The 18841-nt window shown below is 72.3% G+C and carries 18 protein-coding genes and 1 tRNA gene; 15 read left to right on the top strand and 4 right to left on the bottom strand.

What is annotated here, in order from left to right; all coding sequences use genetic code 11:
* Positions 1 to 28: 28 nt before the first annotated feature.
* The 6 genes from AB0H71_RS24530 (at position 29) to AB0H71_RS24505 (ending at position 5963) form a co-directional block, all read left to right on the top strand.
* Positions 29 to 1423: a HAMP domain-containing sensor histidine kinase gene (locus tag AB0H71_RS24530; protein WP_357025578.1), complete on the top strand. Its 1395-nt coding sequence runs from the start codon at positions 29 to 31 to the stop codon at positions 1421 to 1423.
* A gap of 616 nt (positions 1424 to 2039) precedes the next feature.
* Entirely contained in the window at positions 2040 to 3254 is a 1215-nt protein-coding gene (locus AB0H71_RS24525; RefSeq protein ID WP_357025576.1) for a trypsin-like peptidase domain-containing protein, read from the top strand.
* Positions 3254 to 3808, top strand: a complete 555-nt coding sequence (locus AB0H71_RS24520; RefSeq protein ID WP_357025574.1) for a MogA/MoaB family molybdenum cofactor biosynthesis protein — start codon at positions 3254 to 3256, stop codon at positions 3806 to 3808. The genes AB0H71_RS24525 and AB0H71_RS24520 overlap by 1 nt, the downstream gene beginning before the upstream one ends.
* On the top strand, positions 3808 to 3990 hold the full coding sequence (locus AB0H71_RS24515; RefSeq protein WP_357025571.1) for a hypothetical protein: 183 nt from the start codon (positions 3808 to 3810) through the stop codon (positions 3988 to 3990). The genes AB0H71_RS24520 and AB0H71_RS24515 overlap by 1 nt, the downstream gene beginning before the upstream one ends.
* A 557-nt stretch (positions 3991 to 4547) precedes the next feature.
* Positions 4548 to 5222: an MspA family porin gene (locus AB0H71_RS24510; RefSeq protein ID WP_357025192.1), complete on the top strand. Its 675-nt coding sequence runs from the start codon at positions 4548 to 4550 to the stop codon at positions 5220 to 5222.
* A gap of 63 nt (positions 5223 to 5285) precedes the next feature.
* Positions 5286 to 5963, top strand: a complete 678-nt coding sequence (locus AB0H71_RS24505) for an MspA family porin (RefSeq protein ID WP_357025189.1) — start codon at positions 5286 to 5288, stop codon at positions 5961 to 5963.
* A gap of 80 nt (positions 5964 to 6043) precedes the next feature.
* On the opposite strand, the gene AB0H71_RS24500 is transcribed toward AB0H71_RS24505, so the two are convergent.
* The 3 genes from AB0H71_RS24500 to AB0H71_RS24490 all read right to left on the bottom strand — a co-directional run bounded on the left by AB0H71_RS24500 (position 6044) and on the right by AB0H71_RS24490 (position 7877).
* A complete protein-coding gene (locus AB0H71_RS24500) occupies positions 6044 to 6730 on the bottom strand; it encodes an SAF domain-containing protein (protein ID WP_357025187.1) in 687 nt (228 codons plus the stop codon).
* Between the two features lie 122 nt (positions 6731 to 6852).
* Positions 6853 to 7182 carry an FmdB family zinc ribbon protein gene (locus AB0H71_RS24495; protein WP_357025185.1) on the bottom strand — a complete coding sequence of 110 codons (330 nt, stop codon included), beginning with the start codon at positions 7180 to 7182 and terminating at the stop codon, positions 6853 to 6855.
* A gap of 80 nt (positions 7183 to 7262) precedes the next feature.
* Positions 7263 to 7877: a 5-formyltetrahydrofolate cyclo-ligase gene (locus AB0H71_RS24490; RefSeq protein ID WP_357025182.1), complete on the bottom strand. Its 615-nt coding sequence runs from the start codon at positions 7875 to 7877 to the stop codon at positions 7263 to 7265.
* Positions 7878 to 7957: 80 nt separating this feature from the next.
* Between AB0H71_RS24490 and AB0H71_RS24485 the strand changes: the two genes are divergently transcribed.
* The 7 genes from AB0H71_RS24485 to AB0H71_RS24455 all read left to right on the top strand — a co-directional run bounded on the left by AB0H71_RS24485 (position 7958) and on the right by AB0H71_RS24455 (position 16957).
* On the top strand, positions 7958 to 8911 hold the full coding sequence (locus tag AB0H71_RS24485) for a UTP--glucose-1-phosphate uridylyltransferase (protein WP_357025180.1): 954 nt from the start codon (positions 7958 to 7960) through the stop codon (positions 8909 to 8911).
* A 124-nt stretch (positions 8912 to 9035) separates the two neighbouring features.
* A complete protein-coding gene (glp, locus tag AB0H71_RS24480; RefSeq protein ID WP_357025177.1) occupies positions 9036 to 10295 on the top strand; it encodes a gephyrin-like molybdotransferase Glp in 1260 nt (419 codons plus the stop codon).
* Between the two features lie 12 nt (positions 10296 to 10307).
* Positions 10308 to 10958, top strand: a complete 651-nt coding sequence (locus AB0H71_RS24475; RefSeq protein WP_357025174.1) for a GNAT family protein — start codon at positions 10308 to 10310, stop codon at positions 10956 to 10958.
* A 351-nt stretch (positions 10959 to 11309) separates the two neighbouring features.
* Complete coding sequence (gene glpR, locus AB0H71_RS24470; protein ID WP_357025171.1) at positions 11310 to 12533, top strand: gephyrin-like molybdotransferase receptor GlpR; 1224 nt, start codon at positions 11310 to 11312, stop codon at positions 12531 to 12533.
* Positions 12534 to 12639: 106 nt separating this feature from the next.
* A tRNA-Ala gene (locus AB0H71_RS24465) sits at positions 12640 to 12715 on the top strand.
* 270 nt (positions 12716 to 12985) lie between these two features.
* The gene (locus tag AB0H71_RS24460; protein WP_357025167.1) at positions 12986 to 14539 is read left to right on the top strand and encodes an MFS transporter; all 1554 of its coding nucleotides are present in this window, start codon (positions 12986 to 12988) and stop codon (positions 14537 to 14539) included.
* Positions 14540 to 16393: 1854 nt separating this feature from the next.
* The gene (locus AB0H71_RS24455; RefSeq protein WP_357025164.1) at positions 16394 to 16957 is read left to right on the top strand and encodes a hypothetical protein; all 564 of its coding nucleotides are present in this window, start codon (positions 16394 to 16396) and stop codon (positions 16955 to 16957) included.
* Here the strand turns inward: AB0H71_RS24455 and AB0H71_RS24450 are convergent.
* Positions 16938 to 17675: a uracil-DNA glycosylase gene (locus tag AB0H71_RS24450; RefSeq protein WP_357025568.1), complete on the bottom strand. Its 738-nt coding sequence runs from the start codon at positions 17673 to 17675 to the stop codon at positions 16938 to 16940. The genes AB0H71_RS24455 and AB0H71_RS24450 overlap by 20 nt on opposite strands.
* Positions 17676 to 17925: 250 nt before the next feature.
* Here AB0H71_RS24450 and AB0H71_RS24445 point away from each other — a divergent pair, with 250 nt between their 5' ends.
* Together AB0H71_RS24445 and AB0H71_RS24440 are read left to right on the top strand one after the other, a co-directional pair.
* A complete protein-coding gene (locus tag AB0H71_RS24445) occupies positions 17926 to 18369 on the top strand; it encodes a GyrI-like domain-containing protein (RefSeq protein ID WP_233020470.1) in 444 nt (147 codons plus the stop codon).
* A complete protein-coding gene (locus AB0H71_RS24440) occupies positions 18366 to 18800 on the top strand; it encodes an effector binding domain-containing protein (protein WP_357025160.1) in 435 nt (144 codons plus the stop codon). The genes AB0H71_RS24445 and AB0H71_RS24440 overlap by 4 nt, the downstream gene beginning before the upstream one ends.
* Positions 18801 to 18841: the final 41 nt, after the last annotated feature.

The following is an 18841-nucleotide window of genomic DNA, read 5'->3' as shown; positions in this document are numbered from 1 at the left end:
GCGCGCGCCGGAACCGCTGCCGCCGGAGATGCGCCCGCCCACCCCGCTCACCCGCTCGGTCTCGCTGCGCTGGCGGGTCACCCTGCTCGCCGCCTCGGTGGTGGCCATCGCGGTCGCGCTCGCCTCGATCGCCGCCTACGCCATGGTGGCGCGCTCGCTCTACGCCGACGTCGACTCGCAGCTGCGCGCCCGCGCCGCCACGCTCATCGACAACAACTTCGACAGCCTCGGCTTCTACTCGATCATCCTGGCCGGGCTCTACTCCAACGACGTCGGCGTCGCGCTGATCTTCGGCGACGACAAGCAGTACGTGCCCCCGCAGCCGACCGATCCGCCGGTCGGCGCCGACGAGATGGCGGTCGCCGCCGGGCAGCGCGAATTCTCCCTGCGCACCGTCGACAACCAGCGGGTGCTCGCGCGGCGCACCAACTCCGGGGCCACGCTGGTGGTCTCGCAGCGGCTGGAGCCGACCAGGGAGGTGCTCGACCGGCTCGCCTGGCTCATGTTCGTGGTCGGCGGCTGCGGCGTCGTGCTCGCCGCCGCGGCCGGTACCGCGGTGGGCCGCACCGGGCTGCGCCCGATCGCCCGGCTCACCGCCGCCACCGAGCGGATCGCCCGCACCGACGACCTGACCCCCATCCAGGTGACCGGCGACGACGAACTCGCCCGGCTCACCGAGAGCTTCAACACCATGCTGCGCGCGCTCACCGAGTCCAGGGACCGGCAGCGCAGGCTGGTCGCCGACGCCGGGCACGAGCTGCGCACCCCGCTCACCTCGCTGCGCACCAATATGGAGCTGCTCATCGCTTCGAGCAGGCCGGGCGCGCCCCGGCTGCCCGAGGACGATATGGCCGAGCTGCGCGCCGACGTCATGGGGCAGATCGAGGAGCTCTCCACCCTCGTCGGCGACCTCGTCGACCTGGCCCGCGAGGACGCCCCGGAGACCGTCTACGACCGCGTCGACCTCGGCGAGGTCGCCGAGCGGGCACTGGAGCGCGCCCGGCGCAGGCGCGGCGCCATCGAATTCGTCGCCGAGCTGCGGCCCTGGTTCGTCTACGGCCACGAGGCCGGGCTGGAGCGCGCCGTGCTCAATGTGCTCGACAACGCCGCCAAGTGGAGCCCCGGCGGCGCCCGGGTCCTCGTCACCATGCGCGAGGTGAGCCGCGGCCTGCTCGAGCTCGCTGTCGACGACGCGGGCCCCGGCATCCCGCCCGCCGAGCGCGAGCTGGTCTTCGAGCGCTTCTACCGGACCACCGCCTCCCGCTCCATGCCCGGCTCCGGGCTCGGCCTCGCCATCGTCAAGCAGGTGGTGACCAAGCACGGCGGCACCATCACCGTCGACGCCTCCGAGCGCGGCGGTGCGCTCATCCGCATCGTGCTCCCCGGTGAGGGAGGCAGGCCCGAGCAGCTCTCGGAAAACTGATAGCGCCGTCTCAGTTCGTTCTCAGTCGTGATGAGCAGGCTGGGGGGTACTACGAGCAGGACCCACAGCCGAGCATCGAGGATTCGCCGTGACCGAGGAAAACCAGCGCCGCGCGGGCGAGCAGCCCGCGGGTGCCACGCCCCCCACCCAGCAGCCGTCCGGGCCGGGTTCGCCGTGGGCGCCGGGGCCGTACGGGCCGCAGGGTGGGTACAACCCGCCCGGGGCGGGTGGGTTCGGTGCGGGGTCCGGTGGTTTCGAGGGCGGGCCGGTTAGCGGTGCTTTCGGCTCGCCGGAGGGTCACGCGCAGGGGACCGGAGCGTTCGGCGCGCATGAGGCCGCCGCCAGGTCCGGGTCGGGGAGCAGCGCTGGGGGTGCGCAGCACGGGAGTGGCGGGCCGAACGACGCGACCGACGTCTTCGGTGGGCCGGACGCTCACAGCTCCGAGTCGGCCGCCGGCGCTTTCGGCGCGCAGCACCGAGGCGGGCCCGAGCACGCCACCAGCGTTTTCGGTGCGCACGGCAGCGGCGGGCCGAACGATGCCACCAGCACCTTCGGCGCCGGCCAGAGCTTCGGTGCGGGCGGGCACGACACGCAGGGGCGGTACGAAACCGGCTCGATCCCGGCCCCTTACGGCCCGGGCCCGGGTTACGCCCCGGGCGGCCCGGTCCCCCCGGGCACGGTCCCGCCCGCGTACGGCGGCGGCCCCTCCGACCCCGGCCCGGCCAAGCGCCCGCGCCGCACCGCGCTGGTCGCGGGAGCCCTCGCCCTCGCCCTGGTGAGCGGCGGCATCGGCGGCGTCGTCGGCGCCGTCGCGGTCGACCGCGACGCCACCTCGACGGTCTCCAACGCCCTCGACGCCCCGAAGCCGAACGTGAACACGGTCTCCAACGCACCCTCCGGTTCGATCCAGGCGGTGGCCCAGAAGGTGCTGCCGAGCGTCGTCATGATCAAGGTGGCGAGCAACCGCGCCGAGGGCGAGGGCTCCGGCGTCGTGCTCTCTTCGGACGGCCTGATCCTCACCAACAACCACGTCGCCACCGGCGGCGGCACCGGCGCCAGGATGGAGGTCGTCTTCAGCGACGGCTCCACCGCCCCGGCCACCATCGTCGGCGCCGACCCGGTCTCCGACCTCGCGGTCATCAAGGCCGAGGGCAAGACCGGCCTCACCCCGATCGAGCTCGGCAGCTCCGCCGACCTCCAGGTGGGCCAGCCGGTGATCGCCATCGGCTCCCCGCTCGGCCTGGCGGGCACCGTCACCACCGGCATCGTCTCCTCGCTCAACCGCCCGGTCTCGACCAGCGGCTCCGGCACCGCCCCCGGCGTCAACCCGGTGATCGACGCGGTGCAGACCGACGCCGCGATCAACCCGGGCAACTCCGGCGGCGCGCTGGTGGACGGCGAGGGCAAGCTCATCGGCATCAATACCGCCATCGCCACCCTCGGCGGCGAGACCGGCGGCCAGCAGAGCGGCTCGATCGGCCTCGGCTTCGCCATCCCGGTGGACCAGGCCCGCCGCGTCGCCGACCAGCTGACCAAGACCGGCCGGGCCACCTACGCCCAGATCGGCATCAAGCTGCGCCCGCAGGACACCAGGGCGCAGGTGCTCGAAGCGACCCAGGACGGGCCCGCCGCCAAGGCGGGGATCCCGGCCGGAGCGGTCGTCACGAAGGTCGACGATCGCGTCATCGATTCCGGTGACGCGCTGATCGCCGCGGTCCGTTCCCACCAACCAGGAGACAAGGTGACGGTGACCTACACCGACGAACAGGGCAACAATCCGAAGACCGTTCAGGTGACCCTGGACGCCGCACCGGCGGAGGCGGGCCGATGATGCGGGTACTGCCCGGGGGTTCGGTCGGGCTGTCGCCGCTTGGCGCTACGGTGAGCAGCATGGAAATCGATGCTCCTGTGGCGGGGCGGGCACTGGTGGTTGTCGTCGACGATCGGACGGCGCACGGCGCCGAGGACTCGATCGGCCCGCTGGTCACCGAACTGCTCACCGAGGCGGGGTTCCTCGTCGACGCCTCGGTCTCGGTGCAGGCCGACGAGGTGGAGATCCGCAATGCGCTGAACACCGCGGTCATCGGCGGCGTCGACCTGGTGATCTCGGTCGGCGGCACCGGCATGTCGCCGCGCGACGTCACCCCCGAGGCCACCTCGCAGGTGCTCGACCGCGAGCTGCCCGGCATCAGCGAGGCGCTGCGCTCCTCCGGCCGGGTGGCCGGCTCGCTCGACGCGGTGCTCTCCCGCGGCCTGGCCGGTGTCTCCGGCAGCACCCTGGTGGTGAACCTGGCCGGTTCCCGCGCCGCCGTCCGCGACGGCATGGCGACGCTCAGCCCGCTCGCCAGCCGGGTGGTCGACGAACTCTCCGGATTGGCGGAGTAATTCCCGCCGGCGACGCCTCCGACGCCCCCCGCCCGCCCAGGGCGGGGGACGCGGCGCGTCTCGCCCGCATCTTCGGCGACGCGCTGCCGGAGACCACCCGCGACGAACGCGGCGACGACGAACGCCGAGACGATTCCGGCGATAGCTGGCTGCGCTCCCAGGTGCCACCGCATCACGGTTGAGCCCCCTTCCCCCTTTTGGTAACTCCGCCTTGACATACGGCCGGGCGCCGCTGCGCCCGGAACCCTTGCGCGGGGCTCCCCGCGTCCCTTCCGGCCGGAACTTCAATAGCTGACAAGTGAACGACGTACCGCAGCTTCCCCGCCGCTTTCCGCACTTCTTTAATGCCCTTGGCTAAGAGTGACTCGCACTACTGCTGCCCGGGCGACCGCGGATCGGTGCCCGCGTTTACGCATGTCAAACACCCACCGTACCGAACTCAGCAGTGACATGCGTCACAGTGAACTTTACGAAATCTCGCCGTGCGGTCTGGTTTACCCCCGTTTATCCTCCCTGAAGGGATGTGTCCGTTTCGGGTGCCTTTCACCGCAGATCCGAGCGCGTGTCGGCACGTCATCGCGGACATATCCCTGTTCCGATCACCCGGACCGGGGCGTTGCGCCGAAATAACAGTCGGTTACATGACGGCAACAAAGGGGCGACAAACTGAGCTGGGCCTGAGAGGACCACGTGCAGTCTCGATGGTCGAGCTGCCTGTTCGAACCTGATGAGGGGAAGTATGAGCGAGAACCGCATCAACGGTCTGCGCCGCGGTGCCCGCGTAGCGGGCGTCGGCGCTGCCGCGGCCGTTGCCATGGGCCTGCTTTCGACCGGCGCCGCCAACGCCGACACCTTCGTGCCGTTGCCGGACGGCCAGAAGCTGGGCCCGGGCGTCACCCTGACCCGCACCGCCGAGACCGCGATCGTCTCGCCGTCGCTGGCGGCCAACGGCGCCGGCCGCGTGGTCTGGGTGTCGGGCACCACCACCGCCGATGTCACCGCCACCCCCGAGGGCGAGGTGGGCCCGTTCAACGGCCCCGCCAACGAGCCGGGCAGCAACAACTCCTCGACGCACGGCGCGTCGCAGGTGAACACCGGCTACATCGTCGGCTGCCAGGTCTCCATCGCGGACGACGCCATCGGGCTCGGGCTCTCCGGCGGCATCACGCTGACCGACGGCGCCATCGGTGGCTCGGTCGGGCTCAACCTCGGCCCCGGTGAGGTCAAGTTCGTGCAGATCGAAGCGAAGGACATCCTGAAGCCGGGTGTGTACTCGGTGGAGTACCAGGATGTGGAGATCGAGATCCAGGGCTGCGCCGGTTACGCGCAGGCCCGCGCCTACAGCGTCGTCGAGATCATCGGCGACAACTACTCGAAGACCAGCCTGTACGGCCTGCCGTTCAGCATCGGCTGACCTCGACCTCTTCCCGAACCTTCTTCTCGCTGACGCGAATACGACCCTCGAGGGGTAACACACATGATCAACCGTAAGAACTTGGCGCGGGTGGCAGGCGTAGGCGCCGCCGCCACGGTCGCCATGGGCCTGTTCTCCACCGGCGCCGCCAACGCCGACACCTTCGTCGCCCTGCCGGGCGGCACCATCACCAAGACGCTCTCCGACGGCACCGTGGTGACGGTCAGCCTGGTCGGCGAGTCGGCCAACATCAGCCCGTCGCTGGGCTCCACCCCGGTGCACCGCAACGCGTGGGTCTCCGGCTCCGCGCAGGTCTCGATCGCCGGCGGCGAGGATGTCGGCGGCAAGATCTACCCGGGCTACGTCGTCGGCTGCCAGGTCAACATCGCCGGTGGCGGTGTCGAGGGTGGTGTCGAGGGCGGCCTCGACTGGAGCGATGGCGAGAACGTGACCGGCAGCGTCGGCGGGACCGGCGGCGGCAACCTGTCGCTCGGCCCGGGCCAGGCCGCGTCCTTCTACGTCCTCGACATCGAGAAGCCGGACGACTACGGCGACGAGGACCACGCGACCAACAACACCTTCAAGGGCAATGACGGCTCGGTGACCTGGGCCGATTCCACCATCGGGCTGAGCGGCTGCGCCGGCTACGCCCAGGCGCGCGCCTTCGTGCGGGTCAAGGTGGAGACCGAGAACGTGATGTCGGTCGTGACCCTGTGGGGCCAGCCGTTCAGCATCGGCTGATCGCACTCCGATCCTCGTGATCTCCGGCGGGTCCGTCGCTCCGGCGACGGGCCCGCCTTCGCGTTCCACGTGCCAGGCGCTCAATGGAACACCACCGTGAGCGCGCTGCTCAGCGAGGCCGCGGCCACCGCGGTGGCGGGACCGGTGTCCATGGCCACCAGCACCACCCGCTCCGCACCCCTGCCCTCGCCGGCCGCCGACACCAGCACCACGGCCGCGTCGGTGGCGAGGGTTCGCGGCGGGCGGTCCGACTCGCGCCCGGCACCGTCGCTCGCCGCGCCGATCACATCCACCCGATCACCCGCGCGCAGGATCTCGGCGACGGCGGTATCGGCGAGCCGGAGCGGCACGATCCTGGCATCAGGGGAGCCGGTCGCCACCCCGGCCAGCCGGGAATTCACGGTGCGCACATCGGTGAAGACCTCACCCGCCCGCATGGCCCCGGTGAGGGTGGCGCCGAGCAGCTCGGCGGAGTCGCGCACCGCGCCCTCCGGCAGCGTGCCCGACGGATGCGCGGCGGCGCGCAGATCGGTGTCGGTGAGCAGGCTGCCCGGGGCCAGGTCGCGGCTCGCGACCAGGACCTCGGTGCGGGCGGCACCCGGGTCACCGCGGAGGAAGAGCGCCCCCGCGAGGAGCGCCAGCAAACCGGCGAGCAAACGCCGGGCCAGGATGCCGTCGAGCCAGGGCGGACGGTTGCGGAGCGCTTCCAGTGCCCGGCTCTCGGAGCCGAGGGCGGAGCGGCGGAGTGCGGAATCGGTGCGAGGCATGGCCGAAGCCTAGGAGCGGCGCACCGGCCGGGAACCGGCTGGAACCGGCCCCTGTGGATAGCGGTGGAGCTGTGGACAACTCGGCTCGGCCGGCGCCTCGGGCACCGGCCGGACGCCTAATGTCAGCTCGCGACAGCGGTACTCGTGCTCGACGAACCAGAGGAGGAAGCCGATGCCGGAGCAGAAGCCGCCGGGGTGGTGCTCGTGCTCGACGACGAATCGGAGCCGGACGAGCTCGAATCCGACTTCGCGGGGTCGGTCGCCGTGCTGGAGCCGCCCCGGCTGTCGGTGCGGTAGAAGCCGCTGCCCTTGAAGACGATGCCGACGGAGTTGAAGAGCTTGCGCAGCCTGCCGGTGCACTCGGGGCATTCGGTCAACGTGTCGTCGCTGAAGGACTGGACGATGTCGAACCGATTGTCACACTGGGTGCACGCGTACGAGTAAGTAGGCATCGAGATCCTCCGGGACTGTGTCGGTCTAGCACTCTACCGCCGACAGTGCCAACGTTGCCAATCGGATCTCCATTCCCGGGTCAGGAAGGGGCCTCAGCGGCGCCGAGCGGTGTCGTACCGGCGTTCGGCGTCAAGGCCCATCCCACCCGGCGGTCGTGCGGCTCCTCGGGCAGTACGGGCACGAGTTCCTCGTCCCGGACCACCGCTATGAGGCGCGCGGCCGGCGCCGCCAGCTCGAGCGAGCGGTCGTAGTAGCCCGCGCCGCGGCCGAGCCGCACGCCGCGGCGGTCGACGGCGAGGGCGGGGATGAGGATCACATCGGCAGCGGCCAGTGCCGCGGGCGGCAGTACCGGGCCGTCCGGCTCGCGCAGCCCGAAGCGGCGGCGCACCAGGTGCTCGGCTCCGGTGTAGACGGCCCAGCTCAGCGGCCCCGGCTCACCGGTCACGGGCAGCAGCACGGTGGCGCCGGCCCCGGTCAGAGCGTCGAGCATGCGCAGATCGCCCGGCTCGCCGCGCACCGGGACGTAGGCCGCCACCGTGCGGGCGCCGGGACCGACCGGCGCGGACAGAACTGTGGTTATCGTCTCGGCGAGCGCCAGCGCCTCGGCATCGTGGTGCGCGGTGGAGAGCTGGTCCCGGCGGGTCAGGATGTCGTCGCGCCATGCATGTTTTCCGCGCTCACCGGGCATCTCCATGAACGTCACCATAGGCTCAGCGGAATGGCGAGCCGCCGCAGCGGCGGACCCGCGATGTGATGGATGGATAGGGTAGGCGTATGACAGCGAAGGCCGGACGGTCGGCGAATGGCGGGGTATCGGTTTTCCGCACGGCTGTGGTGCCCGCGGCGGGGCTGGGGACGCGCTTCCTGCCCGTGACCAAGACGGTGCCCAAGGAACTGCTGCCGGTGGTCGACACGCCGGGGATCGAGCTGGTCGCCACGGAGGCCGCGGACTCGGGGGCACAGCGGCTGGTGATCGTCACCTCGCCCGGTAAGGACGGCGTCGTCGCGCACTTCGTCGAGGACCTCGTGCTGGAGAGCACGCTCGCCGAGCGCGGCAAGATCGAGGCGCTGGAGAAGGTGCGCCGGGCGCCGGGGCTGCTCGACGTCAGCGCGGTGGTGCAGGAGGAGCCGCTCGGCCTCGGCCACGCGGTCGCCCAGGCGGAGGCGGTGCTCGACGACGACGAGGACGCCATCGCCGTGCTGCTCCCGGACGACCTGGTGCTCCCCTCCGGCGTGCTCGACGTGATGAGCCGGGTGCGGCGGAAGCGCGGCGGCTCCGTGCTGTGCGCCATCGACGTGCCGAAGGAGCAGGTCAGCGCCTACGGCGTCTTCGACGTCGAGGTGGTGCCGGACGCGGTGAACCCGAACGTGCTCCGGGTCAACGGGATGGTGGAGAAGCCCGCGCTGGCCGACGCGCCCTCCACCTACGCCGCCGCCGGGCGGTATCTGCTGGACCGGGCCATCTTCGACGCGCTGCGCCGGATCGAGCCGGGCGCGGGCGGCGAACTCCAGCTCACCGACGCCATCGCGCTGCTGATCGCGGAGGGACATCCGGTTCATGTCGTGGTCCACCGTGGGTCGCGCCACGATTTGGGCAACCCGGGCGGTTATCTTCGAGCAGCGGTCGATTTCGCCCTGGAACGGGAGGAGTACGGCCCGGCCCTTCGGGAGTGGCTGCAGCACCGGCTCGGCCCGGACTGGGATCCCCAGCTGACGACCTACGACTGACGGGCGCGGTCGAATTTCACGGGCGGTGGACACGTCGGGTACGAATGTGTTCGCCGCCCGGCTGTACGCACGCCGGTACCGATTGCGGTAGCGGCGGCGTGCGAGAGGAGCAGGGAAGGGCTGGATGCGCTCGGTTGAGGATCAGCAGATCAAGGTGACCGCCGCCGCGGTCGCGCCGAGGCCGGTCCGGGTCGCGATCTCGGAGGCCCAGGGGCTGCTGTGCGCCGAGGACGTCGTCACCGAACGGCCGCTCCCCGGCTTCGACCAGGCCGCCATCGACGGCTACGCGGTGCGCAGCGTCGACGTCTCGGCGGCCGGCTCCGACATCAGGGACGAGACCGGCGAACTCGTCGACCTCACCCTCCCCGTCGTCGGCGAGGTGGTGGCCGGTTCCCGGCAGCCGATCCGGCTGCAGCCCAGGCAGAGCGTCCGGGTGGACACCGGCGCGCCGCTGCCGACGCTCGCGGACGCCGTGCTCCCGCTGGACTTCACCGACGGCGGCCGGGCCCGGATCAAGGTCTACGAGCCGGTGCGCTCCGGCGACTACGTGCGCCGCATCGGGGACGACGTGCAGCCAGGCGACGTCGCGGTGCGTGCCGGAACGATCATCGGCCCGGCGCAGGTGGGGCTGCTCGCCGCGGTCGGGCAGGACAAGGTGCTGGTGCATCCGCGGCCGCGGCTCTCGGTGATCTCGGTCGGCGGCGAGCTCATCGATATCGATCGCACACCGGGGCCGGGGCAGGTCTACGACGTGAACTCCTACGCGCTGGCCGCCGCCGCGCGCGATGCGGGCGCCGACGTGAACCGGGTGGGCATCGTCAGCTCGGATCCGCGCAGGCTGCGCGATGTGGTCGAGGGGCAGCTCATGCGCTCCGAGGTGGTGGTGATCGCGGGCGCGGTCGGCGGCTGGGCCTCCGAGCAGGTGCGCGAGGCGCTGGACGGGCTCGGCGAGCTGGAGATCGCCAGGGTGGCCATGCATCCCGGCTCGGTGCAGGGCTTCGGCCGGCTCGGCCGGGACGAGGTGCCGACCTTCCTGCTGCCGGCCAACCCGGTGAGCGCGCTCGTCGTCTTCGAGGTGATGGTGCGCCCGCTGATCCGGATCGCGCTCGGCCGCAGGCATCCCATGCGCCGAATCATCCGGGCCAGGACGATCATGCCGGTCACCTCCATGGCCGGGCGGAAGGGGTACCTGCGCGCGCAGCTCATGCGCGACGAGACCACCGGCGACTACCTGGTGCAGCCGCTCGGCAACGGCACCAACGGCTCCTCGCACCTGCTCGCCACGCTGGCCGAGGCCAACAGCCTGATCGTCATGGAGCCGGACGACACCGAGATCCGCACCGGTGACGAGGTGCGCGTCGCGTTCCTCTCCCAGCGCGGCTGAGGCGTGCCGGGTATGAGCGTTCTCCGTGGTGCGCAGCATCCGGGGTGGCCGGCCAAGATCGGCCCGGTCCTGGTGGCCGCCGGTGAGGTGCGGTTGCGGCCGGTGCGGCTGCGGGACGCCGCCGCCTGGAGCCGGATCCGGCTGCGCGACCGCGACCACCTGGAGCCGTGGGAGCCGACCGGCCGCGGCACCTGGGAGGCGCGCAACCACGCCTCGAACTGGCCGTCGCTCTGGTCCGGGTTGAAGGCGGAGGCGCGGCGCGGCGCCATGATCCCGCTCGCGATCGAGGTGGACGGCGACTTCGCCGGGCAGATCACGGTCGGCAATATCGTGCGCGGTGCGCTGCGCTCGGCCTGGATCGGCTACTGGGTGGCGCGCGACCTGAGCGGGAAGGGCGTGGCCACCGCGGCGCTCGCGCTCGGCCTCGACCACTGCTTCGGCCCGGTCGGGCTGCACCGGGTGGAGGCGACGGTGCGGCCGGAGAACCTGGCCAGCCAGGCGGTGCTGCGGCACGCGGGTTTCCGCGAGGAGGGGCTGCTGCGCCGATATCTCGATGTGGACGGCGCCTGGCGTGATCATCTGCTGGTGGGTATCACCGTCGAAGAGGTGCTCGGCACCGTGGTCGATCGGATCGTGCGGGAGGGACGCGCGACACCGCTCTGAGCTGCGGTGTCGCACCGCCGAAGGGGATTCGTCGTCCGGGGGAAAGGAATACGGTGGCTGCACGCGCCGCGGAAGTGGTGGAAATGTGACTGCTGTGGCGCAAGTGCACGGCGCGCCTGCTCGTTGTGATCTCTACCCGGAATTAACCTACGGACGTCGGTGGTGCGTCCCGCGCCGCCGGCACGGAGCCTGTGAGGTGCTCGGCCGGCCGGTGAGGGGGCCTGCCGCGGCACCTCCGCGGCGGCCGAACCGCCGCCCCGGACGAGGGCCTGCGCGGTCGCTCGGCGGGGTGCGGCCCGGCCGCGGGCCGAGTGGACCAATCCCGGCGGCGGGGACGGAGGTGTTGACGACATGCCGAATTCGATCCTGTGGATCGGGCTCGTCGTGCTGTGGGTCTTCGTGCTCTTTCCCATGCTCGCCAACCGCCACCCGCGCATCCGGCGCACCACCGACGCCGCGCTGGCGACCCGCGTGCTGTACCGGGGCGGCTCGAAACGCCGCCGCAAGAGCGGTCCGCACGACAGCGATCCCGACTACCGGCCACCCCGACGCACGAGAAGGCTTCCCCAGAGCGATGATGCGGAGGATCGGATGACGACTTCGGCCGACGAGCCCGTCACCGACGACGAACACGCCGTCACCGATCCCCGCACCGAGGAGGATCGGCCCGCGGATACCGACATGCCCGAGACCGAGGGGGAGGCCGCCGCCGACGCGGGCGACGAGTACGACGACGTGGACGACGGCCTCGCCGACGACGACCCGGTCGACGACGGCCGCACCGCCGACGGCCGCAACGACTCGGAGGCCGACGACGAGGACCTCGACGACGACCGGGATCCCGGCACCGAGGACGCCGAGTACGAGGACGAGCCGTACGAAGACGACGCCGAGTACGACGACGCGCCCGACCCCGACGCCGACCCCGACGCCGCCACCCGGGTGAGCGCGCGCATCCCGCCCGCCCCCGCCAAGGCCCCCGCGCGCCTCGACGACGACCTCTACGAGGACGAGGACCCCGCCCCCGCGGACGAGCAGGACACCGCGGAGCCCGCCGAGCCCGCCGACGACGACTTCGTGCCGACCCGCCGCGGCCGCGGCGGCTACGACCCCGAAGCCGACGCCATCGCCCGCGCCGCCCGCTACACCTTCCGGCAGCGCGCCGTGCTCGGCCTCATGCTCGCCGGCCTGCTCTGCGGCGGCCTCGGCCTCGCCGTCGCCCCCGCGCTGTGGTGGGGCACCGGCCTGAGCCTGGTCGTACTCGTCGGCTACCTGGCGTACCTGCGCAAGCAGGTCCGGATGGAGGAGGAGATCCGGCGCCGCCGCTCCGCCCGGCTCGGCCGCGGCCGCAGGCGCGCCGAGGCGGACGAGACCGAGCCGGCCGCCCCGCGCCGGGAACGCCGCGCCGCCGTCGGCATGGACCGGGACACCGCCCGCCTGCTGCGCCGCCGCTCCGTCCTGCTGGAACCGGACGACGAGGCTCCCGATTTCGAGCAGCTGGAGACCTTCGACCCGGCCGCCGCCCGCGCCCTGCGCAACCGCACCGAGGACATGCGCCGCGCCGCGGGCGAGTAGCGCCCGATCGGGGCCGTGAGCGGCATTGCCGCAGCTCACAGCCCCGATTCGGAGTCTGCGGCGCCGTCCTGATACAGTGTCACAGCGCGGTTCCCAGGGGCCGCACGGGGCTATAGCGCAGTTGGTAGCGCGTCTCGTTCGCATCGAGAAGGTCAGGGGTTCGATTCCCCTTAGCTCCACCATCCGGCCAGATCAGGGGCCTCCGCACTGCGGGGGCCTCTTTTCGTATCGATATCCGTGCGCCGCGAGGCGAGCCGCGTCCGGGCGGCGGTGATCGCCGGGGTGATGCCGGTGAGATCGGGGCGGACGACGTGGTTGCGGTCGGCGGGGGAGCCGAGGCTGTAGCGGCGGGCCGGGCGGCTGCCGGATTGTCGAACCGGTGTGCCGCAGCGTCGTCCGCTGTTCACCCTGCCTTCGGACCGGTGGGGCCGGTGGCCCCGTACCCTGTGCGCGTGAGTTCGACGGGCAGGGTGCCGAGTACAGCGGCCCGACCGGTGACGGCACTCGCGGCGGTCACCGCCGTCGTGTTCGTGACCTTTCTCGACACCACCGTCGTCAGCGTGGCGCTCGGCGCGATCCGGAACGAGCTGCGCACCGATGTGAGCACGCTGCAGTGGGTGGTCAATGCCTACACGGTGGTCTTCGCCGGGCTCATGCTGGCGGGCGGCTCGCTCGGCGACCGGTGGGGGCGGAAACGGGTGATGATCGCCGGGCTGGTGGTGTTCTGCGCGGGGTCGGTGGTGGCGGCGCTGGCGGCCACCGTGCCGCTGCTCATCCTCGGCCGCGCCATCATGGGCGTCGGGGCGGCGGCCTCGGAGCCGGGCACGCTCTCGCTGCTGCGCCAGATCTTCCCGGACGAGCGCGCCCGCGCTCGCGCGCTCGGCGTGTGGGCGGCGGCGGCCGGGCTGGCGCTGGCCGCCGGTCCGGTGCTCGGCGGGGTGCTGGTGCACGCGTACGGGTGGCGCTCGATCTTCTGGTTCAACCTGGTGCTCGGCGCGGCGGCGCTGCTCGCGGCGCTCTGGTCGGTGCCGGAGAGCTCGGATCCGCCGGACGGGCCGATCGACTGGGCCGGGTTCGTGCTCGGCGCGGGCTTCCTCGGCGCGGTGATCTATGCCGCCATCGCGGGGGAGCACGAGGGGTACACCTCGGCGCCGGTGCTCGCGCTGTTCGCCGGTGGGGCGCTGGCGCTGGTCGCCTTCGTGGTCGTCGAGCTCCGGGCGCGTGCGCCCATGCTCCAGTTGCGGTACCTGCGACCACCGGCGGTGCGGAGTGCGCTGGTGGTGGCGTTCGCCGTGTACTTCGGGATCTTCTCCATCTTCTTCTTCACCGCGCTGTACCTGCAGGTCATGCACTCGTACTCGGGGGCGCGGACGGCGACGGTGTTCACGCCGATGGCCGTCGCCATCGTGCTGGGGTCGCTGGCCGCGGGGTTCTGGGTGGCGCGGCGCGGGGCGCGGACGCCGATGATCGCCGGGTGCCTGGTCGGGGCCGCCGGCATCCTGCTCACCCGGTACACGCTGGAGGGGGCGATCGAGGACGCGCCGCTCGCCGCCGCCATGGCGCTGGCCGGCGCCGGCTTCGGGGTCGCGGTGGTGCCGCTGACCTCGGCGGTGCTCTCCGGGCTGCCCGCCGAGCACTCGGGGATGGCGGCCGCGGCGACGAACACGATGCGGCAGGTCGGGTCGGCGGTCGGCGTCGCGGTGCTCGGTGCGCTGGTGAACTCGCTGCTCACCGCGGATTTGAAGACGCGGATGTCGGAGCTCGGGCTGCCGCCGGAGCTACAGCCCTTCGTGGTGGACGCGGTGCAGCGGGGCGGGATCCCGCCGGGCACCAACATCACGCCGTACCTGCCGTACTACTCGAAGCTCAACGAGGTGCTGAATACCGGCAAGGGGGCGTTCCACCACGGGCTCGAGGTGGCGCTGCTGGTCTCCGCCGCCCTGATTCTGGCGGCGGCCGTCATCACCGCCTTCGACGCGCCGTCGCGCGCCGGTGGGGACCGCTGAGCGAACCCTCGGAATTACATCTGTGCAGTTCGTGCCGTCCTTCCGAACGGTACTTCCGAATGGCAACCTCCCTCGACGGATCGCCGGGGTGGGAGATCTGGATCACAGGGCGTGCCGGGGTTGTTCGAAAGACGCCGGGCTCAGCGTAATTGGGGGCGCACCTGGAAAGCGCGGCCGTTCACTGCGAGTTTGCGGAGTGCGCGGGGTGACTGTCCGCTCCGGTCGGTCCGGCCCATTCGAGCAGCGTGAACAGCGGATATATGCAATCTTGTTATTGCACAACGGCATTGAGAGGGACCCACGGGGCTCGGTGGTGCGGGGCTCCGGCAGAGGGAGTGTGGCGAGATCATGATGTCGTGGAACGCGTCCGAGCCGAGGGAAAGGGGCGCCGCGGGACGGGCGGCTCCCCGGGGTGAGACGCTTCGCGATGCCGCGCGCCGGGAGAGTGGGCGTCGTGGCTCTTCGCGGCGTTCGGACGCGCAGCGGGAGGGGGCGCCGCCGCCCGAACCCGGAGCCGGGGGGCCGGGGGTTCCCGGTGGGATGGTCCGGCGGGTTCGCAGTGACGAGTGGGGGCAGGTTCGGTTGCCCGCGGAGCCGGAGGTGGGGTCGCGCGGCGTCGTGCCCGAGCGGTTGTCGCGGGGTGGGGTGGTGCCGCCGCGTGAAGCGGCCGAGCCGTGGTCGCCCGGGGCCGGAGTCTCGTCGCGTGGGGTGGTGCCCGACCCGCCGTGGAGCGGGGGAGTTCCGCCGGGCGGGGTAGCGCCCGAGTCATGGTCGCGGGGTGATGCGGTCGCGCCGCGTGGAGTCGGAGAGCCGTGGTCGCGGGGTGGGGAGGCCGCAGCGCCGGGGGTAGACCCCGAGGTGTGGTCGCGGAGTGGGGGAGCCGCGCCGCGTGGGGAGACGCGCGAGCCGGGACCGCAGGGCGGGGGTGTGGCGCCGCGCGGGGTTGCGCCGGAGCCGTGGGGGCGGGGCGAGGAAGTTCCGCCGCGCGGGGCGGCGCCGGAGCCGTGGCCGGTGCGGGAGACGGGACCCCGGGGTGTTCCCGAGCAGGGGCCGTTCGGGCGCGCGGTGGGGCGTCGCGGTGAGATGATGCCCTACGGCGACGGAGCGGGGCGCCCTCGGCAACCCGGTCCGTACGACCCGCCGGGCCGCCGGGGTGACATGCCCCAGGGGGAGCAGCGGCGCAGCGGAGTGACTTTCGGGGTGGGGCCTGCGGGTGGCGCTCCGCGACGTGGAGGCGGTGAGATGACCGGCGCCACGCCGTTCGGTGAGCAGGGGGTGCCCGTGGAGCCGCCTTCCGGGGAGTTTCCGCAGGTCGGGAGGCGGTCCGGGGGTGCGCACCGATCCGGGGAGATGCCGCGGGTGCCGCCGGACGCGTACCGCTCCGGAGAGTTCCCGCGTATCCGTCCCGAAGCTCCGCGCTCGGGTGAGATGCCTCAGGTACGTCCCAACGCGCCCGCCTCGGGAGCGTTACCCCGCGTCCACCCCGACGCCCCGCGCTCGGGTGAGATGCCCCAGGTACGCCCCAACGCGCCCGCCTCGGGAGCAATACCCCGCGTCCACCCCGACGCCCCGCGCTCGGGTGAGATGCCGCGGGTGCGCCCGGATACCCCGCTACCCCCGCGCCCCGCCGGCGCACAGCGCCCGCGCCCCGACGCCCCCGATTCCGGCGCACTACCCCGCGTCCGCCCGGACGCCCAACGCTCCGGAACCCCACGGGGCCGCCGCCGCGGCGAAGGCCCCCCACCCCCGGGCTCCCTCCGCGACGCCGCCCGCCGCGACCGCACCGACCTCCCACTCCCCCCGCGCCCCCAGCCCCCGAAGAAGGGCAGGGCGGCGCCCCCGCTCTGGCCGGGCATGCTCACCCCCGGGCTCTCCTCCGCGGAGCAACCGCCCCCGGCGAAGCCGCGGGTGCGCCGCTCGCTGGTGGTCGGCCTGGTGGCGGTGGCGGGCTCGCTGGCCACCGCTGCGGTGGTGCTCACCTACACCGCGGCGGCGACGAACCCGCGCCAGCCGGTCGCGGCGATCACCGACCCGATCCTCGGCGGCGGCCCCGGCTGCGAGCCGACCAGGGAGAACGGGCTGGTCCGCGGCAACGGCCTCGGCTCGACCGATACCGGCCCCGAGGCGGTCCTCGCCTTCCAGCACGCCTACTACGTGACCCGCTCCGGCACCGCGGCGCGCGCGGTGACCGCGCCGGACGCGGCGGTCTCCACGGTGGAGGTGATCGACGCGGGCATCGCCTCGGTGCCGCCGAATACGCAGCACTGCGTGCTGATCACGCAGATGGCGGACGGCCGCTTCGACGTGGTGATCACCGAGGCCCGCCCGGACGGCGCCGTGCGCACGTACCGCCAGTTCGTCACCGTCACGGTGTGGGAGGGCCGGGTGGTGATCGCCGCTATCGCCCGTCCGTCCTGACCGGGAGCCCGGCCGCGCTGCCGGCCGCGGCGAGCACCTGCTCCAGCATGGCGGGGGTGAGCCTGCCGGTGAAGGTGTTCTGCTGGCTGACGTGGTAGCTGCCGAAGACGTGCAGCGGCCCGCGCCCGGCGCTCACCGGGGCCAGCGTCACCTGCGCCCCGTGCCCGAACTTCGGCCGCGGGCGCGGCACCTGCCAGCCGTGGGCGGCGAGCACCGGGAACAGCGCCTGCCAGCCGAACCCGCCGAGCACGACGACCGCCCGCAGCGTGGGCGCCAGCAGCCCGAGCTCCAGGTCGAGCCAGTGCCGGCAGCGGTCGCGCTCGTCGGTCGTGGGCTTGTTCTCCGGCGGCGCGCAGTGCACCGGCGCGGTGATCCGGACCCCGTGCAGCCGCAGCCCGTCGTCGGCGGCGACCGCGGTGGGCTGGTTGGCCAGCCCGACGGCGTGCAGCGCGGCGTAGAGCACGTCGCCGCTGCGGTCGCCGGTGAACATCCGGCCGGTGCGGTTGGCGCCGTGCGCGGCGGGCGCGAGCCCGACGATGAGCAGCGCGGCGTCGGCGGGGCCGAAGGCGGGGACGGCCCGGCCCCAGTAGCGCTGGTCGCGGAAGGCGGCGCGCTTCTCCCGCGCCACCCGCTCCCGCCAGGCGACCAGCCGGGGGCAGCCGAAACAATCCGTGACAGCGGCGTCGAGCTCCGCGATCGAGCGCACGGCGGTGATCAGGGCGGGGTCGGTGATGCGGCCGGATTTCCGGCCCGTTGTTCCGATTCGGTCGGGAACTTCCGGATTACCGATGGTTCACTTTCCCTTCGTCGGCGCAGGAATCCGATACCGGGTGTCGATCAATGCCGCGGCGGGAATGACCGACGCCACGGCCGGGCGATCGATGATCGGATCTCCGGGTTGATAGCATGGCACCTCCGAAGAGCCCCTTGGCTGGAGCTACCCCGGTTTCACCCGAAAGAGTCGATCCATGCAGTTCGAAATCGTCGAGCGGGACGAGACGTGGGTTGCCGGGCTGCCGGTGCGCAGCCCGAAGCGCGCGCTCGGAGAGCTGCGGGACCAGGCGCTGGAGGCGGCCTGGGCAGCGGTGCTGCACCAGGACCTCGGTGGTCCGCTCGCCAGTGCCTACACCGATTACTCGGGTGAGCTCGGGACGTACAACACCCAGATCGTCGGATATCGGTGTTCGTCGTTCGAGGAAGTCACGAGGGGTCATATCGTGGCCAGGTTGCCACGCGGAAAGTATGCGAAATTCTCGTCGATGGGTAATTTCCCGCAGATTATGACGGATTTGTGGACGCAAATATCGTACGCCGAGGAACACAATCAGCTGAAGCGCACCTACTCCGGTGATTTCGAGTGGTATCCGCACGCCTACAAGATCGAGCTCTACCTGGCGGTAGAGCCGCGATGACCTACACGATCGCGGTGCGCCCGCAGGCGATCTACGGCGGGCTCGTCGTCCCCCGCGTGCGCCCCAGCTTCAAGGTCAGCAACAGCGACCTGATCGAATTCCTGAAGGACCGGCTGCGCGATCGGGATATCGCCGAGCGCATGCTCTACACGCTCTACGTGCCCGACCCGGCCGGGAGCTACAACGCCGTCGTGTGCCTCGACTACCCGGGCCCCGCGGAGGTCCCGGTGGGCGACGTGCTGGTGCGGGTGCCGAAGGGCGTCTTCGCCAGATTCGAGCCGAACGGCGACTACCACGACCCCGTCGAGGACGTCTGGGCCCAGGTCGACGACGCCACCGCGTCGGCCGAGATCACCCGGGCCTACCGGGAGGAGATCGAGGTGTGGCGCAAGCCGGACTCGGTCGAATTGTTCATCTCGATACTGGTCTGACCAGCACCCTTCCTGCTAGGTTGCCAGCAGGTTGCCATGAG

The sequence above is a fragment of the Nocardia sp. NPDC050697 genome, from assembly GCF_040654395.1.
Classification (GTDB): domain Bacteria; phylum Actinomycetota; class Actinomycetes; order Mycobacteriales; family Mycobacteriaceae; genus Nocardia.
Note: the sequence above shows the minus strand (reverse complement) of the source record. Positions and strands in the feature narration are given on the sequence as shown.

Coding starts and splice junctions, on each gene's coding strand:
- AB0H71_RS24510 (WP_357025192.1), top strand. CDS start 4,548: ATGAGCGAGAACCGCATCAACGGTCTGCGCCGCGGTGCCCGCGTAGCG.
- AB0H71_RS24520 (WP_357025574.1), top strand. CDS start 3,254: ATGCGGGTACTGCCCGGGGGTTCGGTCGGGCTGTCGCCGCTTGGCGCT.
- AB0H71_RS24505 (WP_357025189.1), top strand. CDS start 5,286: ATGATCAACCGTAAGAACTTGGCGCGGGTGGCAGGCGTAGGCGCCGCC.
- AB0H71_RS24455 (WP_357025164.1), top strand. CDS start 16,394: ATGCTCACCCCCGGGCTCTCCTCCGCGGAGCAACCGCCCCCGGCGAAG.
- AB0H71_RS24485 (WP_357025180.1), top strand. CDS start 7,958: ATGACAGCGAAGGCCGGACGGTCGGCGAATGGCGGGGTATCGGTTTTC.
- glp (WP_357025177.1), top strand. CDS start 9,036: ATGCGCTCGGTTGAGGATCAGCAGATCAAGGTGACCGCCGCCGCGGTC.
- AB0H71_RS24500 (WP_357025187.1), bottom strand. CDS start 6,730: ATGCCTCGCACCGATTCCGCACTCCGCCGCTCCGCCCTCGGCTCCGAG.
- AB0H71_RS24490 (WP_357025182.1), bottom strand. CDS start 7,877: ATGGAGATGCCCGGTGAGCGCGGAAAACATGCATGGCGCGACGACATC.
- AB0H71_RS24440 (WP_357025160.1), top strand. CDS start 18,366: ATGACCTACACGATCGCGGTGCGCCCGCAGGCGATCTACGGCGGGCTC.
- glpR (WP_357025171.1), top strand. CDS start 11,310: ATGCCGAATTCGATCCTGTGGATCGGGCTCGTCGTGCTGTGGGTCTTC.
- AB0H71_RS24445 (WP_233020470.1), top strand. CDS start 17,926: ATGCAGTTCGAAATCGTCGAGCGGGACGAGACGTGGGTTGCCGGGCTG.
- AB0H71_RS24495 (WP_357025185.1), bottom strand. CDS start 7,182: ATGCCTACTTACTCGTACGCGTGCACCCAGTGTGACAATCGGTTCGAC.
- AB0H71_RS24530 (WP_357025578.1), top strand. CDS start 29: ATGCGCCCGCCCACCCCGCTCACCCGCTCGGTCTCGCTGCGCTGGCGG.
- AB0H71_RS24475 (WP_357025174.1), top strand. CDS start 10,308: ATGAGCGTTCTCCGTGGTGCGCAGCATCCGGGGTGGCCGGCCAAGATC.